This is a genomic window from Kitasatospora sp. NPDC085879, from assembly GCF_040686255.1.
Taxonomy (GTDB): domain Bacteria; phylum Actinomycetota; class Actinomycetes; order Streptomycetales; family Streptomycetaceae; genus Kitasatospora.
The window spans coordinates 1-17,747 of record NZ_JBFBJZ010000013.1 but is presented as its reverse complement, the minus strand read 5'-3'; the positions used below and the strand labels follow the sequence as shown (position 1 = coordinate 17,747).

13 protein-coding genes and 2 pseudogenes are annotated in these 17,747 nt (G+C 63.2%); 10 read left to right on the top strand and 5 right to left on the bottom strand.

The genetic code is table 11. The features are described from left to right. Positions 1–24 precede the first annotated feature (24 nt). From dpdA to AB0P35_RS12615, 3 genes are read right to left on the bottom strand one after another with little or no spacing between them, the layout of a single operon-like run. Positions 25–1,215, bottom strand: a complete 1,191-nt coding sequence (gene dpdA / locus AB0P35_RS12625) for a tRNA-guanine transglycosylase DpdA (RefSeq protein WP_363509861.1) — start codon at positions 1,213–1,215, stop codon at positions 25–27. Between the two features lie 26 nt (positions 1,216–1,241). Further along, complete coding sequence (dbpB, locus tag AB0P35_RS12620) at positions 1,242–2,375, bottom strand: DGQHR domain-containing protein DpdB (protein ID WP_363509859.1); 1,134 nt, start codon at positions 2,373–2,375, stop codon at positions 1,242–1,244. Continuing rightward, a complete protein-coding gene (locus AB0P35_RS12615) occupies positions 2,372–2,650 on the bottom strand; it encodes a hypothetical protein (RefSeq protein ID WP_363509857.1) in 279 nt (92 codons plus the stop codon). The genes dbpB and AB0P35_RS12615 overlap by 4 nt, the downstream gene beginning before the upstream one ends. A gap of 720 nt (positions 2,651–3,370) precedes the next feature. Between AB0P35_RS12615 and queC the strand changes: the two genes are divergently transcribed. The 5 genes from queC to AB0P35_RS12590 all read left to right on the top strand — a co-directional run bounded on the left by queC (position 3,371) and on the right by AB0P35_RS12590 (position 6,956). Continuing rightward, positions 3,371–4,066: a 7-cyano-7-deazaguanine synthase QueC gene (gene queC, locus AB0P35_RS12610; protein WP_363509855.1), complete on the top strand. Its 696-nt coding sequence runs from the start codon at positions 3,371–3,373 to the stop codon at positions 4,064–4,066. 2 nt (positions 4,067–4,068) lie between these two features. Beyond that, positions 4,069–4,704 carry a 7-carboxy-7-deazaguanine synthase gene (gene queE / locus AB0P35_RS12605; RefSeq protein WP_363509853.1) on the top strand — a complete coding sequence of 212 codons (636 nt, stop codon included), beginning with the start codon at positions 4,069–4,071 and terminating at the stop codon, positions 4,702–4,704. After that, on the top strand, positions 4,704–5,060 hold the full coding sequence (gene queD / locus AB0P35_RS12600) for a 6-carboxytetrahydropterin synthase QueD (protein ID WP_363509851.1): 357 nt from the start codon (positions 4,704–4,706) through the stop codon (positions 5,058–5,060). Before queE ends, queD begins: the two co-directional genes overlap by 1 nt. 2 nt (positions 5,061–5,062) lie before the next feature. After that, the gene (locus AB0P35_RS12595) at positions 5,063–5,830 is read left to right on the top strand and encodes a GTP cyclohydrolase, FolE2/MptA family (protein ID WP_363509849.1); all 768 of its coding nucleotides are present in this window, start codon (positions 5,063–5,065) and stop codon (positions 5,828–5,830) included. A 616-nt stretch (positions 5,831–6,446) separates the two neighbouring features. Then, a complete protein-coding gene (locus AB0P35_RS12590) occupies positions 6,447–6,956 on the top strand; it encodes a VUT family protein (RefSeq protein ID WP_363509847.1) in 510 nt (169 codons plus the stop codon). 39 nt (positions 6,957–6,995) lie between these two features. On the opposite strand, the pseudogene AB0P35_RS12585 reads toward AB0P35_RS12590, so the two are convergent. After that, a pseudogene (locus AB0P35_RS12585) lies at positions 6,996–7,834 on the bottom strand (IS5 family transposase). Positions 7,835–8,261: 427 nt separating this feature from the next. On the opposite strand from AB0P35_RS12585, the pseudogene AB0P35_RS12580 reads away from it, so the two are divergent. The 5 genes and pseudogenes from AB0P35_RS12580 to AB0P35_RS12560 all read left to right on the top strand — a co-directional run bounded on the left by AB0P35_RS12580 (position 8,262) and on the right by AB0P35_RS12560 (position 16,214). Then, a pseudogene (locus AB0P35_RS12580) lies at positions 8,262–9,476 on the top strand (IS3 family transposase). Positions 9,477–9,840: 364 nt separating this feature from the next. After that, positions 9,841–11,916 carry an SIR2 family protein gene (locus tag AB0P35_RS12575; protein WP_363509845.1) on the top strand — a complete coding sequence of 692 codons (2,076 nt, stop codon included), beginning with the start codon at positions 9,841–9,843 and terminating at the stop codon, positions 11,914–11,916. Continuing rightward, positions 11,913–13,391, top strand: a complete 1,479-nt coding sequence (locus AB0P35_RS12570) for a hypothetical protein (RefSeq protein WP_363509843.1) — start codon at positions 11,913–11,915, stop codon at positions 13,389–13,391. Before AB0P35_RS12575 ends, AB0P35_RS12570 begins: the two co-directional genes overlap by 4 nt. A 9-nt stretch (positions 13,392–13,400) precedes the next feature. After that, the gene (locus AB0P35_RS12565) at positions 13,401–14,849 is read left to right on the top strand and encodes a hypothetical protein (RefSeq protein ID WP_363509841.1); all 1,449 of its coding nucleotides are present in this window, start codon (positions 13,401–13,403) and stop codon (positions 14,847–14,849) included. Positions 14,850–14,858: 9 nt separating this feature from the next. Next, positions 14,859–16,214, top strand: a complete 1,356-nt coding sequence (locus AB0P35_RS12560; RefSeq protein WP_363509839.1) for a hypothetical protein — start codon at positions 14,859–14,861, stop codon at positions 16,212–16,214. 568 nt (positions 16,215–16,782) lie between these two features. On the opposite strand, the gene AB0P35_RS12555 is transcribed toward AB0P35_RS12560, so the two are convergent. Beyond that, on the bottom strand, positions 16,783–17,304 hold the full coding sequence (locus AB0P35_RS12555; protein ID WP_363509837.1) for a tyrosine-type recombinase/integrase: 522 nt from the start codon (positions 17,302–17,304) through the stop codon (positions 16,783–16,785). Positions 17,305–17,747: the final 443 nt, after the last annotated feature.

The window sequence follows — 17,747 nt, the reverse complement described above, 5'->3', positions numbered from 1 at the left end:
GGGGTCGGCCCGGCAGGGGAGGTGTCAGGCGAAGGGGATCAGGCTTATCTTCGCTTCGAGAACGGACAGGTTGTGGAATCCTCGGCGTTTGTTCCGCTCCGTACCGCGGAAGATCGCGATCTCGATGCCGTGGTCGTGGCACAGTTTGCACGGGCAGGTACGCCACGGCGCGGAGCGGAGCGTGTGCGCGTATGCATCGATGTAGCTCTTCTTCTTGGGCGGCAGGACCAGGTCCTCGTAGGCCTTCAGAGCCTCCAGAGCCTCTTCGAGGGAGACGGTTCCCCTGTCGTAGGCGCGCAGCGCGCGCAGGCAGGCACGCTCGCCGGTGATGGCGTCCGCCTGTGAGACGTTGCCGGCGAGGATCATCCGTTTGAGGGTAGGATTGCCGTCGACCTGGGGCACGCGGATCGCCGTGAACGACTCGGTCGTGGTATGGAAGTTGTTCCGGTCGTCCATGAACGCCTGCCGGAACGCCGAAGTGCTGTCGAAGCTGGTCACACCGTGCGCGGCGAACTCCATCATACGGTCGACGCGATTGATCCCCAGCAGGTGAAGTTCAGTGTCTGCTCTGCGGATCTCGTCGACCGCCTGAAGGCAGGCGAGGATCTCGTGCGACTTGAGTGGCACCATGCCACCCAGGGCGATGCGTTGGTAGCCCATCCTCTGCAGTCGGGCGACGCTGTCGGCGTAACTCTCAGGCCCCCACCCCTGGGCGGCTCCCACCGGCTGGATCTTCTCCCCGCGCCGGCGTACCGCAGCCAGGAAGTCCGCGGCCAGCCCAAGGGAGATTTCCTGCCGCTGGACCCACGCCGGGTTCGGCTGCTCCTTCGAGCCGAGCGGCAGGTATCCGAAGATGATGTGGTCGATGCTTATGCCGGCGTCGAACCCGCAGCCCTCGTAGAAGTCCAGGACCTCGTCCACATCGTAGGGGGGAATCTCTTCGTCGATGTAGTTGAACGCACCGCAGTCACCGAGCGTGGACATCCGTGCATCGGCTCGGAAGAAGTTCTTGACGCCGAGTCGGTAGAGGCGCTCCCGTTGGGGGGTCGAATACTTGCCTGCCCCCTTGACTGATCCGTCTACGATGGCCTTGCTCACCAGGATTCCATCGTAAGGAACAGGCCTGACGATCTCATGGGCGTAGACGTCGTCACGTTGGCGCACACGGTACGGCGGGTATTCGTCGTTGACGAAGTCGTAGCTCGGACTGACCATGTCCTGACTGTCCGGGAAGTAAAATTTCACGAGGCGCTCATCCTTGACTGGACATAGACTCGGACCAGGAAGTTCGAGAGAGTGCTAATGTGTCGGGGCGTATTCTGTAGCTCATCCCACGAGGTGTTGAGTTCCCGCCAGCGCCCATTCATCCAGTGGCAATGAGGCTTTATTAGGGCCAATTCTTTCTTCGTCTGCGAGAGGGCTTCATTCGACCTCAGGTCAACATTTGCCATGATGCGATCCATGAGTCGACCCATGGAGCGGATGCCGACGCCGTGCATCAGGCGACTCTTATTGGGAATGATCCCCCACGCCTCTGGGAACGTCTGCTGGACGGCGGTCCAATATGTGATGAGAATATTTCGAATAGCGGCCGTATCGGTCGTCCCATTTGAGAGATTGCGATGCGGGAAGAGAATTCCAGCTGAAGAATTGAGCGACTCTTCGATGGCTAGGATTAGGCTATTGTCTGTGACTACCGCCGCCGACTTCTGGGCCGGCGCGGTAGATGCACGCTTGATCAACCCGCGGAAAGGGGAATCGTGATCCTGGTTGAGGGCGTTCACCAAGACCGAAGGCAACTTGCGCGCGGACAGCTTCGTTGGCAGCGGAGTCGCAACCTCGGGGAGGAGTTCAGATACGAGGTTTGTCGGCAGGGGAGAGACCGTGTTGACTCGAAGGAACTGGTCTCGCTGGACATCTAGTTCTTCGGCTACAAAACCTGCGACCGTGATCGGCAGTCTCGAGTGCCGGGTGCGCGCAAGAGCGAGGCTACGCTGCTGGCCATCGACAATCCATGCTGGGCGCGGTTCGTCGCTGGAGTTGGGAAGTGGGATCTCCAGGGTGCCACTCGTCGAGAGACCGTCACTGCTCGACGGCCCGGGACTGGACTTGAAACGCACTGTGGAAGGCAGAGCGAGAATGAGCCCATTCGGGAAGAGCACTTCGTCGCTGTCAAGGTACTCCAAGATCTGCTTGACGTGCTGCTTCTTCTCCGGCCGCTGATAGCCGATGAGCTTCCCGGCCTCGTCGCGGGAAATGCGGGCGACATCCGCCACCTGGTCAACCTCTTCCGCCGCCAGCACGAAGACGTAAAGCGGAATCGTTGGGTGCTGATGGACCCGTAGGGCTCGACGCTTGAGAATCGTAGCGGTCATCGCTCCTCCATGGTCTCGGCGTACAGCATGGCAAACCTCTTCTGCTCGCACGCGAGCCCGGCGTCTCTCAGCAGGCGATGAAGTCTGGTTCGTGAATAGTCAGGGTGAAGTTGCGCGTGACGCCTGATGAAGTCCTTGACCGCTTCGTCACTCAGCGATGTGCGGTCATAGCGCTCGGCCTTATCTGCTGTTGCCGCCCAGCGTTCCCAGGACCGCGCGGTGGTCGTTGCGGTCAGCTTGCCGTCAGTGCAGTGGCGGAGCCAGGACGCCGCCATACGTACATTCAAGCTAGTAAGGGTGCCCCCAAGGGCGCTTCGCAGCGTCGCTCTCGCCGGGACTCGCAGCAGGCCCGGAATATCCGCAGAACCGCCTATCAGCACTGCCTCTGCTCCGAGAGCGCCCAGGGCGGACAGGTCATCCCGCAGAGCGTTGCCGTACACCTCGGACAGAGATAGCAAGACTGCGCCACGTCGCCCGAGATCCTCCAGCGTCGCGTGCCCGCGCCCCACCTGGAGGTGGTTCCACCACCGCACGGAGTCGGCCGTGCTCTCGCCCACAGAGTCGGCGTGCCGAGGGCTGAAGGTTGCCGCGTACGCAGGCGCCGAGGCAGTGATGGGCTGCAGTCCGAGGCCGGCTGATGCAACCCACATCTGCGGGGCGAAGCCCGCCATTGCAGCTGCGCCAGCCAACTGCCGTGCCTGCACCCAATGTTCGCCCTGGTAGAGATTGCAGAGAGGGATGAGGCCGGACGCCTCGTTCAGCCGCGCCTGCCAGACATGGGCACGGTGCTCCGTACTCCCAGCCGGCAGTGACCGGGCATGCAGGGCCGAGCTTGGCATGGACATCTTGCGGTCCGTGCAGGTAACCACAAGTGAAAGTTGCCTCACTCGACTCGACTCCTGGATCCGCTAACTCGTCTCTGATGGCGGTTACTCTACCGCCCAGATAGCACGGTAGGGTGCACCGGTACCCAACGAGCAAATGAAGGAGTGATCATGGGGCGTCCCGCGATCGTGCTGCTGAGCGGTGGTCTCGACTCGACTACGGTGCTGGCCATCGCCAAGGAGCAGGGCTTCACGCCGTACGCGCTGAGCTTCAGCTACGGCCAGCGGCACAGCGTGGAACTGGAAGCGGCCAAGCGCGTTGCCGAGGCTCAGGGTGTGGCGCGTCACGTCATCGCAGACATCGACCTGCGCGTCTTCGGTGGTTCGGCACTGACCGATGACATCGAGGTGCCCAAGCACGACACCGTCGAAGAGGCGGAGAGCAGCAGCGTCCCGATCACCTACGTACCTGCCCGCAACACCATCTTCCTGTCCTTCGCCCTGGCCTACGCGGAGGTCGTCGGTGCCACTGACATCTTCACTGGCGTGACGGCGGTGGACTACAGCGGCTACCCGGACTGCCGGCCCGAGTACATGGACGCCTACGCCAAGATGGCGAACCTGGCCACCCGGGCGGGCATCGAAGGCACCCAGGAGTTGAAGCTCCACTCCCCGCTGATCGCCCTCTCGAAGGCCGACATCGTCCGTGAGGGCCTGCGTCTCGGAGTCGACTACTCGCTGACCTCGAGCTGTTACGACCCGGACGAGCGGGGCCGTGCCTGTGGCCGCTGCGACACCTGCCTCATGCGCCTGAAGGGCTTCGCTGAGGCGGGCGCCACAGACCCTGTGCAGTATCAGGGCGCCTGAGTATGGCCTACCTGATCAAGGAGATCTTCTACACCCTCCAGGGGGAAGGAAGCCATGCAGGCCGGCCGGCCGTCTTCTGCCGGTTCTCCCGCTGCAACCTCTGGACGGGCCTGGAGAAGGACCGGGAGCGGGCGATTTGCAAGTTCTGCGACACAGACTTCGTCGGCACCGACGGGGATGGCGGTGGCCGGTTTGCCTCGCCCGAGGCTCTCGCAGAGGCCGTCGAGCAGGCATGGCCGTCCGCAGCCGCCGATCACCGCTTCGTGGTCTGCACCGGCGGGGAGCCGCTCCTGCAGCTGGATGAAGCTGCCGTTGACGCACTGCATGCCCGTGGATTCGAGATTGCCGTGGAGACCAACGGCACCCGGATCCCGCCGAAGGGCATTGACTGGTTGTGCGTGAGCCCCAAGATTGGCTCCGATCTGGTGGCTACCCGCGGAGACGAGTTGAAGCTCGTATACCCGCAACTCGGCGGGGATCCCGCCCAGTTCGAGCATCTGGACTACACGCACTTCAGGCTCCAGCCGATGGATGGCCCTGAGCGAGAAGCCAACACTCGGGCAGCCGTCTCGTACTGCCTGAAGAATCCGCGCTGGACCCTCTCGCTCCAGACGCACAAGTATCTGGGAATTCAGTAATGGAAATCTTTCGTGAGTTCACCTTCGAGGCAGCCCACCGGCTGCCCCGAGTTCCCGAGGGCCACAAGTGCGCCAGGCTGCACGGGCACTCCTACCGCGTCACTGTGCACGTAGAGGCTCCGGTCGACAGCGAAGCCGGCTGGGTCATGGACTTCGGCGACATCAAGCGCGCCTTCAAGCCGATTGAGGACCACCTGGACCACTACTATCTGAACGAGATCGAAGGCCTGGAGAACCCGACAAGCGAGGTCCTGGCCCGCTGGATTTGGGACCGACTGCAGTCCGACCTGCCAGCGCTCTCTGCCCTGACGGTCCGAGAGACGTGCACCTCTGGGTGCACCTATCGGGGCGAGTGAGAATGCACGACATCCAGAACGAAGCCGACCTTCGAGGCATCGAGATCGACGAAGTCGGTATCAGCGGCCTGCGCTACCCGGTGTGTTTCGACGATGGATACCTTCGGCAGGACGGGATCGCCGATCTCACTGTCACAGTTCGACTCCCGCATGACCGCCGCGGCACACACATGAGCCGGATGGTCGCGCTAGTTCACGAGCACCTCCAGCAGTTCGACCCGCGGCAGCTACCGCAGGTCCTCAAGGCCGGCGCAGACCTTCTGGACGTCTCCTCGCTGACCGTCACCGTTTCAATGCCCATCGGGACTCTTGTCACTGCGCCATCGAGTGGTGTTGGTTCCTGGCAGGTCCACGACGTGTCCATCGAAGGTCGCCTGGATGGCGGCGAGGCCGCCGTCGTGACCAATGTGACCTGCGAGGTCACAAGTTTGTGTCCATGCTCGAAGGCGATCTCGGACTACGGCGCGCACAACCAGCGCAGCCGCGTCTCGTTGGCCGTTACCGGCAGAGCGGACGGCCCATACCCATTCCCTGTCCACGATGCCGTGGAACTCTTGAGGGATTGCGCATCCGCTCCCGTAGTGCCCCTCGTCAAACGACCCGATGAGCGTGCCTTGACGATGGAAGCGTACGACCATCCGGTCTTCGTCGAGGACATGGCTCGCGACATCTCTCTTGCCTGCCGGGAACGGGAACTCGTTCACTCGGTGAGCGTCCGTAACCTGGAGAGCATCCACAGCCACGATGCGATCGCCCGCATCTCCGGATGACTCCTGCTGACGTGTGCGGCACCCATCAGGGTTGCTCGCACGTCAGCAAGTGTGCCTCACGGCATACACAATCGTCGTGCCGTCCCAATGCCCCCGCCAATACGGCGTCCCCCTGTGGCGCCAGCATCGCATTGCTGCTGGTTGACGGGGGCTACGTGCGCGAGATGCGTTGGAGCCATGCGTGATCCCTTCTGTGAGCGCACCGCCAGTCCCGGCCTAGGAGCGCCAACCGAAGGCGCAGTTCTCAGTCCGCCTGCATTTTGTAGGTAGGCACAAGCGGGTCCCGCCGTAGGCACGGCGGGACCCCTCTATCATGGATCAACGCAGCTGAGTAGCGTGACGTGGACGCCAAACCCGCCAGTCAGACGCCTACTTGGCGCAAGTAATCACCGTGAAGCGCCGCATGTCGGACGGTTGCCATCACCGCAACTGACGGCCGGATGAAGGCGTGAAGGCTCTCCACAGGCCAGCCGCTCGCCGAGTAGGCCCTGCGTGCACCGACTCAAGACGTCGTTGTCACCCGTGTTGATCAGCTTCCGGGCGGCCTGAAGACGCTGCATCCGCTCGTACCCTTCCACCTGGCCGTCAACTTGCGGCCCATATCCTGAGGAGAATCATGCGTGCTCGACGCATCGGCGCTGTCGGTGCCCTGGTTGCGTACGTCGCCACCATCCCTGCTGCCAACATGGCGGTCACTCACTTCGGCGTTGTCCCAGTGGGCCTTGGCTACCTTGCGCCAGCAGGCGTATATCTCGTTGGCATAGCCCTCGTCCTGCGTGACCTCGCTCGCGAAACCGCTGGCCGCTGGCCTGTCGCCGTTGCGGTGCTCGTGGGCGCGGCTCTGTCCTACTGGCTGGCCAGCCCAGCGCTAGCAACCGCGTCTGCCGCCGCATTCGCCCTGTCCGAAGGCCTTGACTTCGTGGTGTATGAGCCGCTTCGTAAGCGCGGCCTGCTCACCGCGATGGTTGCGTCCAATCTGGTCGGGATGCTTGCTGACAGTCTGGTGTTCCTTACGCTGGCATTCGGCTCTCTCCAGTTCCTGCCAGGACAGTTGCTGGGCAAGGCATGGATGACAGCTGGCGCAGTCGCCGTTATCGCCGCCCGCCGCAGGCTCGCCACCACTTGAGAAGGCGTTAACTGGGCGTTTCGCCCCTGATTCTGGGGCTCAGGTGCCGCGCCAGGTCGGGGTGGCTTCGCCGGTGAGTCGGCGGGTCATGAGGTTGATCATCGCGACGTGGATCATGGCTTCGGAGCGGGCGGGGAGGGCTTCGTAGTCGCGGGCCAGGCGCCGGTGGTTCATCAGCCAGCCGAAACTGCGCTCGACGACCCAGCGACGGGGCTGGACGACGAATCCCCTGGCCGTGGGGTCGCGGCGGACGATCTCGACGTCGATGCCAAGGGTCGCTCCGTGTTCGACGACGGCGTTCTTGTAGCCCATGTCGGCCCAGGCCTTGCGGACGGTCGGGTGGTGGGTGGCGACCGCGGTCAGGAGCTGCCTGCCGGCGTGCCGTCCTGCACGCTCGCGGCGGTGACCAGCACCGCCAGCAGCAAGCCGATTGTGTCGGTGACGATGTTCCGCTTCCTGCCCGCGATCTTCTTGCCGACGTCAATGCCCTGCGTGGCGGCGGGGACGTTCGTGGAGGTCTTCACGCTCTGGGAGTCGATGATGCAGGCGGTCGGCTCCGGGTCAGGGCCTTCTGCGGCGCGGACCAGGCGTCGGAGTAGGCCGTTGAGCTGCTCGAACACTCCCTCCTTCTGTCAACGGGCGAAGTAGGCGTAGACGGTTTCCCAGGGTGGGTAGTCGTGCGGGAGGTACCGCCAGGGGATGCCGGTGCGGTCGACGTAGAGGATCGCGTCCAGCAGGTCGCGCAGTTCGTGCTCGGGCGGCCGGCCGAACGCGAGGGCCCGTTCGGTGCGGTCCCGGCGCCAGGAGGTCAGGGTGGGCTCGACCAGGGCCCAGCGGGCGTCGGACAAGTCGCTCGGATACCGTCGACGATCCGTCATAACGACGGCATACTGCGGGATCGTCGCTTTGCCCAGAGGCCGCGGAACTCGGGAGACATTCCTACTTCAACCCGGCTTCTTGGGATGAGACAGGAGGAAGCTCGCAGTTCCGGCGGACATTCGTGCAACAGTGGCACTCCTGTCACCAGAGCCCCCAAGCGTCACCAAACGCGAGCAGCCTGGGCGCCCCAGAAACCGGCATCAAACGATCCTCCCGCGGACGAAACGCCCAGTAACTGATCGTTTCAAAATGAGTTCGCTTCAGGGGCTTGGCAGTTGAGGTGTTCGGACGGCAGAGTTCTGCAGGTGTCGGATGATCTTGTGCCTGATGACCTGTGGGAGCGGGTGGCTCCGCTGCTGAGGTGACCCCTGCGATGTGGACACACCTAACAATGGATCTTGGTGATCCAGGAAGGTGAAGATCTACGTGGCACGGCCCTCGAAGTACAACGCGGAGTTCCGGTCCGACGCGGTGGCGTTGTGGCGGGCCTCGGCCGGCCGACGGACGTTCAAGGACGTCGCGGCCGATCTGAATGTCAACCCCGAGACGCTGCGGATCTGGGTGCGGGCTGCGGACGCCGCCGGTCTCCAGGCCGGAGGGAGCGGGTCCTCCGCGGATGACCTTCGGGCCGAGAACGCCCGGCTGCGGACGGAGAACGCCCGGCTGGCGAAGGCCGAGAAGGAGTGGGAGCTCGAACGGGAGATCCTGCGGCGGGCGGCCCAGTATTTCGCGAAGGAGATGAAGTGAGGACCCGCCGCTGGGACTTCATCTCCGCGAACGCCGGGGACTTCGGCGTCCAGCGGCTGTGCCGGATACTCAGCGTCTCCCGGTCTGGTTACTACCGCTGGCTCGCCGGCACTGAAGCCCGCGCCGCGCGCCGGGCAGCCGACAAGGCCCCGGCCGAGGAGATCCGAAAGATCCACGCCGAGCACCGTGAGGCCTACGGGGCTCGGCGCATCCACGCTGAACTGCGGGCCCGCGGCCGGAACGTCAACCGCAAACGGGTGGCCAGGCTGATGCGCGAGCGACAGATCGTCGGCCGGCACCTGCGGCGCCGCAAGCGCACCACGATCCCGGACCCGGTCGCTCCACCGGTGCCGGACCTGATCCAGCGGAACTTCGCGGCCGAGCGGCTGGACGAGCGCTGGTGCGGCGACATCACCTACATCCGGGCCGGCGGCGCGTGACTGTCTCTGGCCTGCGTGATCGACATCCGCTCACGCCGGGTGGTCGGCTGGTCGATGGCCACCCACATGCGGGCCTCGCTGGTCATCGACGCGCTCCAGGCAGCGGTCGCGGCCCGGGGTGGTGACGTCACCGGAGTGATCTTCCACGCGGACCGCGGGTCAGTACACGTCGGCGGCCTTCGCGGAGGCCTGCGACCGTCACGGCGTCCGCCGCTCGATGGGCCGGGTCGGCTCGTCCTATGACAACGCCCTCGCCGAGAGCCTGTGGCAGAGCCTGAAGCGCGAGGCACTGCACGGGATGCCGCTCGCGACAGTGGCCCGAACCAGGCTCGAGGTCTTCCGCTGGCTCACCTACTACAACACACGCCGACGCCACAGCTCCCTCGGCTACCTCGCACCCCTGGAGTTCGAACAGCGACACCACGCCCCGGCTAAACTCTCCCTCGCGGCATGAAACCCCCGTGTCCACACTCCAGGGGTCACCTCACTCTGGCCCTGCGACCACACTGCGATCACCTTGCCCCTGTGAGTGCCCTGACCTGGGGCGATCCCTTAATGAGGCGACAAGTGCATCTCGGTCTTCGGGGGGATCTTGACGGGCGAATGAGGGGCGCCTGCAGCGTTCCTCGCCTCGGGCCTCAGGCAGCGGGAAGCAAGGGTGGACTATTCGGCTCGAAGCCCTGCGCCAACGATGCACCTTGACCAATCACAGGTGCTGTCTCAGACTGAAATTATCAGCGGATGCTAACGGCTACATTGTGTTACGCAATTCACGCTCAGTGATGTGTTCCTGGGCGGCGTGATACGCGGAGAAGGTTATGTGCTCGGCAGAATTTGAATTTGGTCTGATCTGGGACAAGGATCAGGAAGCATTCGACACGAGCCTTCGCTACGCGGATGCCGAGACCACTGACTGGCCGTGCCATCCCAGTCAGCCGTTGCGGATCGACATAGACGTACTCAAGCAGCATGTGAGAGACGACGATGAGTACAGTCGAAGATTGACCGAAATGGTATTCGGTTCGTCTGGAGAGGTGGTCGATTTCTTCGGGAAAGCGATTGCTGCAGCACGGCAAACTCCAGTGCACTTTCGCATCCACATCGACGGGCCAGATCGGTTCCACTCTGTGCGCTGGGAGTTGCTGCGCACCCCATCGGGGGATCTCCCAATCGCCACGAGTGGTAATATCTTACTCTCGCGCTACCTTGCTAATGCCAATTGGAGTGCGCTCCCCCCGCTTCCCCCTCATGACATGAAAGCCCTTATTGCGGTTGCGTCGCCGGGTAATATTTCTCAATATGCGCCGCGGGGAAAGCCACTCGCCCAGCTTGACATCGACAGGGAAGTTGGTCATGCCCAGCTGGCAATCTCCCCGTACAACACTGTGGTTCTGTCCGGTAAGGGAAAGGTGACGCTTGAAGCGATAATGCGGCGCATTGACAACGTCGAGGACCCTTTGGACATCCTCTACCTCGTCTGTCACGGGGCACAGTTCGAGGATGTTCCAGGCCTGTACCTCGAAGACCCGGAGGGCAAGGTTGACAAGGTCGACGCGCGCCGACTCGCCGAACGCATCGCCGGCCTCGAACGGAAACCCACCCTTGTGGTGCTGATCTCCTGTCAGTCCGCCGGAGTCGGGGAGAATTCGAGCAGTGATGACGGGGGCGTGCTTGCAGCACTTGGGCCGAGGCTGGCGGGCGCGGGCGTCGGCGCTGTGGTGGCCATGCAAGGCAACATCACCACGGCGTCGGCTGACCTGTTCACCCCAGCCTTCTTTAAGAAGCTCTCCGAGGGCGGGGCCGTCGACGGGGCGATGGCCGTAGGGCGGAACGCTATCCGTCACCGTCCGGACTGGTGGGTCCCGGTGTTGTTCTCCCGGCTGCGGTCCGGGCGGGCGTACCACGCGCACACGCGCACTGGAGGCCCTGCGAACACGTGGCAGGCGCTGCCAGTCATGATCAAGACTAACCGCTTCACTCCGGTGCTCGGGCCGGGGTTGGCCGACGGGATCCTCGGATCGCGGCATGAGATCGCCCGCCGATGGGTGCGGCGGTGGCAGATGCCGATCGCGCCGCACGTGCAGGGAAATCTGACCCAGGTCGCGCAATATCTCCGGGTGACTCAGTCGCCGGACCTGGTCAACGCATATTTGCAGGATTACCTGAAGACTGAATTGCAGGAGAGGAAGGAGAAAGCTGTAGGCAGCGACCCTTTCACTTCGATTTCATCGCCGATCGACACCGAGCCCGAACGCGCCATCCTCGAGGTGGGGCGCAAACTCCGGCAGGCGGATGAGAGTGACCCGTACCGGGTGCTCGCGTCACTGCCAGTGAAGTTGTACGTCACGACTGGCTGGACCGACCTTCTTCAGGATGCACTTCGAGAGTCCCAGCCGAAGAGGACTCCAGTGACATTGTGTTTTCCGTGGACCGAGCTGGCGGAGTGGGAAAACCCGAGCAAACCTGATGCGCCCTCCCTGGCGAGTCCCTGGGTGTATCACTTGTTCGGGAGGCTGGACATCCCGGATTCGATCGTCCTGACCGAAGATGATTACTTCGCTTGGCTCACCGCGTGGATCGACAAGCGTCCTGATATACCGTCGGCCGTTGGGAAATCGTTGACTGGTCGCTCTCTAATGTTTCTCGGATACCGACTGGATGACTGGGACTTCCGGGTGGTTTTCCAGAGCATCAAGAGCTTCTTGGGATATTCCCGCATGAGTCGCTCGAACCATGTGGGCGTACAGCTCAGACCTGAGAATGAGATGATCGAGCCGGAGGCTGCACAGAGATATCTCCAATCGTACTTCCGAGATGACCACGTGAATATCTTTTGGACTACGCCCCGCGATTTCCTAGGTAATCTGCGCAGCCGAATCGAGGGTCCCTCATGAACTCCGGGACCGCGAGGGAGTCTGGAAAATTGGTATCCGTCAGTAATCCGTACGTGGGGCCGCGTGCCTTCCGGCCGGGGGAGCGGCTGCCGAATCGTGAACGTGAGGCTCGCGAGTTGGCAGATCTCGTCATCGCAGAGCGCGTGGTTCTCTTGCATTCCCCATCCGGGGCTGGCAAGACCTCCCTCATCCAGTCGGCAGTCATCCGGATGCTGGCCGATGATGGATTCCGGTCTTTTGGCCCGGCTCGGGTGGACAAACCCCCGCCGGGCGAAGTCAACGTTCGCAATCGATACGTCAACAGCCTCGCACTCTACCTGCTTGGGGACCGGCGCACTGATCCGCACCAGTTCGAGTCATGCACGCTTGAAGAAGTCCTCAGCGATGCGACCGCCGCAACTCCACAGATCGAGCCGCAGGAGGTGCCGGTTTTAATGGTCGACCAGTTCGAGGAGATCCTGACGCTTGATCCGACCGATTGGCATCAAAAGGAGGAATTCTTCGAAGAGCTGGGAGCCGTGCTCGCCAAGGGTGAGCTCTGGGCGCTGCTGGCGATTCGAGAAGACTACATGGGCGGTCTGGAGCGTTACCGAAAACTTCTTCCCGGGCACCTGCGCGCAAGGTATCGCCTGGACTTCTTGACGCATGACGAAGCGAAGCTTGCGATACAGCAGCCCGCTGAGGATCGGGACGTGCAGTTCCGGGATGCCGCTGCCCAGGCTCTGATCGACCAGTTGGCTAAGACGAAGGTCAGCAGCCCAGATCAGACCTGCGAGTGGCAGGAGGCACCGTACGTCGAGCCCTTCCAGTTGCAGGTGGTCTGTCACACACTGTGGGGGAGCGTCAGTTCGGCGAAACACGACCACTTCCACGCCATCGAACTCGACGACGTCGAGAAGGTCGACATTAACCACGCACTTAGCCGGTTCTACGGAGATTCTGTGGCCGACGCGGCAGAGAGGACAAAGGTCCCCGAGCGTACCATCCGTGACTGGTTCGAGAATCAGCTCGTAACGCCACAGAAATTTCGCGGTCAGACAGCGGCGAGGCCGGTCCTGGGGGAGGAAGGCGCTCAAGCTCTGAGGCTGCTGGAGGACGCGCATCTCATCCGAGTAGACACCCGTGCCCAGACCACGTGGTATGAACTGGAGCACGACCGGCTCATCACTGCGGTGTTGAACAACAACGAACTCTGGCGCTGGGCCAACCTTGAACCGTGGCAGAGAGCTGCGCATGAATGGCAGCGGAACGGCAGACCGAGGGAACTCCTGCTGGCGCCGCACGACATTCCCCGCTTCGGGCCGCACATAACCGAGCAACTGACTGTCGAGGAACGAGCATTCCGGAAAGCATCGCTTGAGGAGGCGCGGCGTGAAGGGCTGATGGCAGGTGCCCGCAGCGCGGTGAGCCTCCTGAGTGTGATTGCCCTGGTGGAGGCAGTGGTGATCGTGATCCTGCTTGTCCTGTGGATCTAGGAGGCCGCAGTGGCTGATATGGGCGATTTGCCCCTCGCATCGAATGAGCAGCTTGTCTTCAACGGGGTTGATGCAGACACCGGCGAATACCTCTTCGCTCCAATGTCGCTGGCTGCTTTGGCTGAGCGGGTCCGTGGAATCGAGCCTCGGGGTGATCAACACCAGCAGGATCTCAGGCACCGTCACCACGACGATGAGGAGCACCTGGGCGTGATGTACGGTCGGGATCCCGAGAGTCTTGCGGCGGTGGGGTGGGCGCTAGTCACGGCGGACGGGACGGACCCGAGGGTGCTGGAGGCCCTCGAGCCCTTACGGCGTCACCGCAGGCAGGAGGCCGGCGAGCTTTACCAGGAGCTCACTGTGCTGCCGGGCGACGACTGCGAACAGTTCCGCTCGAGACACGGAATGGGTCCGGGACCGGCCGATCCGCGCAAGATCCCCTACTACCTGCTCCTGGTCGGCAGCCCGGAGCGGATACCGTTCTCGTTCCAGTACCAGCTCGACGTGACCTATGCGGTCGGCAGAGTGCACTTCGACACCGCCGAGGAGTATGCCTCCTATGCCGCCTCGGTTGTTGCTGCCGAGAACAGCCCCGAACCTGTGGCGGCGGAACCTCGGAAACCTCGGGTCCATCTGTTCGGCACGCGCAACCCGGGGGATACCCCGACTGCTCTCAGCGCATCGCGGCTGGTCGAGCCAATGCGCGCCGAACTGGGCGAACTTGCCCCGGGAGTCGGACTTACCACCGACGTCGGTCAGGGCGCGACGAAGGCTCGCCTGTACGACCTTCTTCTCGACGGAGCAGTGCCCGAGGTACTCTTCACTGCAACCCACGGGGTCGGTTGTTCTGCGACTGGTCGGCGTGAGACGCAGGGTGCACTGCTTTGCCAGGATTGGCCTGGCCCTCTCATGAAGCCGAGCAGAATTAGTTGCGACCACTACCTGGCCGGCGTCGACCTTCCGACCGATCGCCCGGTCGTCCCCAGGATTGTGTTCTCTTTCTGCTGCTATGGGGCGGGGACACCCCGCGTGGCTGACTTCCCCAGTCCCGCTACCAACGTCGGTCTCTTCAATGATGAGACGCCCTTCATTGCCCGTCTCCCGCAGAGGCTGCTCGGCAATCCTGCCGGCGGCTCCCTGGGGTTTATCGGTCACGTGGACCGAGCGTGGAGCTGTTCGTTCCTGTGGGCCGGCCTGACGCCACAGATCGCAGCCATGGCCAGCACCTTGATGGCGATCCTCGACGGCGTCCGGATGGGTAGTGCCATGGAGTTCCTGAACTCGCGGTACGCAGAGATCTCAACCGAGCTCACAGCCAAGCTGGACGAAATCAAACGCTACGGGTTACTCGTCGAGGACCGAGATCTGGCAGGGCTGTGGACAGCCAATAATGATGCCCGGAACTTCGTCCTACTCGGCGACCCCGCCGTTCGCGCCGTCCGAACAACCGGCACATAGGGAGGCACCATGCCCGCCGAGACAGTTCCCGGGACTGGCCTGCGCTATCACCTGATCACCTTCGACGCTCGAGGTCGCGAGCGGGCAGAGGGTGAAGGCCCGTACAGCCAGATCGTGCTCCGCGACGCCGCGGCCAGCCAGCCCACGGACGTATTCCTCTTCAGTCACGGCTGGAACGCGGATGTACCGGCAGCGCGGGGCCAGTACACCCGGTGGTTGGCGACCATGGACTCATGCGCCGACGACCAGGCCCGGCTAGAAGAGCGACCTGGCGGCTTCCGGCCACTGCTGGTTGGCCTGCACTGGCCAAGCAAGGCATGGAGCGACGAGCAGTTCCAGCCAGAGGCCGCCGTTGGGTTCGCCGCTGCGTCGTCTGCCGCAGCAGTGGGCGAACCAAGTAATGGTGTCGAGTCGCTCGTCGACCGATATGCCGCTGCGCTCGCCGACACGCCCGCGACCCGCGAGGCCTTGCGGATCATCGTTGAAAATGCACTGCTGGATGCCGCGCCGGTGACCTTACCCGAACCCGTGAAGCGCGCATATGACGTAATCGACGTGGAGGCGAGCACGGGCAGCGAGGGAGTCGGTGCCGCGCCCGGCGACGACCGCGACGCCTTTGATGCGGAGGCCACATATCAGGCGTGTCTCATGGAGGAACTGACGTCCTATGGTGAGGTGTCGTTCGGTGGTGTTCTGTCTCCGCTGCGCGTCCTAACGTTCTGGCAGATGAAACGGCGGGCTCGCGACTTAGGCGAGCGCGGCGCAGCCGCGTTGCTTGGAGATCTGCAGACAGCGGCCCCGACAGCGCGCTTCCACCTCATGGGCCATAGCTTCGGTTGCATCGCCATCTCAGCTGCCGTTTCACGAGCCCTCGGCCGCGGAGTTGATCGCCACCCTGTTGACACGCTCGTCCTTGTTCAGGGGGCAATGTCGCTGTGGTCGTTCTGTTCTCATATTCCGCCGCGACCTGCTCGGTCGGGCTACTTTCATCGAATCCTCGGAGATGGGCTCGTGCAGGGGCCGGTGGTCGTCACGACTTCCGTGCACGATCGTGCGGTTCGCGTCTTCTACCCGTTGGGTGCTGGGGCAAAGCGCCAAGTCGACTTCGAGGCTGGTGACTTGCCAACGTATGGCGGAATAGGCACCTTCGGCGTGCGCGGACCAGGTATCGACATCACGGACGAGATCCTAGGGCCTACCGATACCAGGTATGACTTTCGGCCATTCACAGTGCACAACCTAGACGCGGACGATGTCATCAATTCTGGTGGGGGTGTATCCGGTGCTCACAGCGATATATGCCACGCGCCCGTGGCGCACGCGGTTTGGCAAGCGGCTACCGTTGCGGGAGGCTGCTCGGATTGACTCGAGACGTAGGGCTGACTGGTTGGTGTGCCGCGTGAAAGTCTCCATTGAAGAGCATGTGATGTGTCCGTACTCGTTGATGAGGCTGCCGACGAACTGCGTGCGCTTGGGGCCGCGACGCCCGTAGCAGCCTGCTGGCACAGGAAGAAGCCGACGGCGAGCATGGTCATGCCCTGGCTCCGTAGGAGTTGCCGTCAGGTGGTGTCGGTCTGCCGCTTTGGCGCCCGTGGTATTCGGGGGAATCTCGCGGTGGCGCCGCCGGTAAACGCCCGTGGGTGAGAAGGCGCGTGTGGCGTGGGTGTCACACACAGCAGAGATGCAGCAACGTAGATCACTGCAGCTCATGTGCCTCTCACGGATTGAATATCACGAGACCCGAAAGGGCGGCACAGGGCTTGGACGAGATAGGCCCTGGCCTCTGGGTTCTGGACTGAGCGGACGGGCCGTCACCACCTTTCGACCGCTGGGGGTCAAGGGGTCGCAGGTTCAAATCCTGTTCGTCCCGACCAGTGTTTTCGCAGGTCGGAGGCCGATTTCGCAGAGATGCGGAAGCGGCCTTCTCGCGTTTTCAGGAGCCTGTGTGCATTGTGATATCGCAAATCTGAGGCAGATCTTCCGGTCTTATCGAGCAACCGTCAGCTTGCCTTCTGCAGACGGTCATTGTCCCCCACGGGTTGCTTGTGGCTTCGGAGAGCGTGGGCGCTCTGTGGATTCGGGCGGGGCAGCCGGACAGGGGTTGGCGTCTGGTCGGCGGCGGTGAGGGCGCGGTCGATGGTGTTAAGGCGTCGCGGGCTGCCTGGGTGGTGAGGTGGCCGTAGATGTTGGCGGTGGTGGAGCGTGTGGAGTGCCGGAGGGTCTTGGAGACGACGGCCGGGAGGACGCCGGCAGTGATGGAGATGGTGGCGGCGAGGTGGCGCAGGTTGTGGATGGTGGTGCGGGAGACGCCGAATTCACGGCAGAGGTGGTGGACGTGGTTGAGGGCGTATTCGGGGTGGAGGGGGTGGCCGTCGGGCGGTGGAAGATGTAACCACCGTGGGTCGCCCGAGTGTGGGCGGACCGAAATGGCAAGGCTGACTCTGGCCGGCTTCATATGGCACCTGATAGCCGTTTTTGAGCGTTTCCATCGGTTCCTAAGGCAGTCCCTCCGGCAGGTCGCCTGGCAGGTCAGCGCCCGCTACCCTGGGGACAGTCGAGGGACCACACGCGGCGATCCGCCGTACTCGAACTGCGTTCCATCGCACGAACGCCGCGCTCCGTTGATTGCCTGACGTGTGGAAAGGTGAATGGTCGCGCGACTGGGGGTCAAGGGGTCGCAGGTTCAAATCCTGTCGTCCCGACTTGCATAACTGCAGGTCGTAGGCCGTTTCCGCTTCTGGCGGGGACGGCCTTTTTGACGTTCCGTCGGCTGGTGGTCGCATTGTGGTCGCACATGGTCGCGTTCAGAGGACGTTAAGTCCGTTTCTGGATGATCTGGTGTCGCCCGTTCGTGGGTACGGAGTCGTTCAGGCTGACTCCAGTGTCGTGTGCATGATG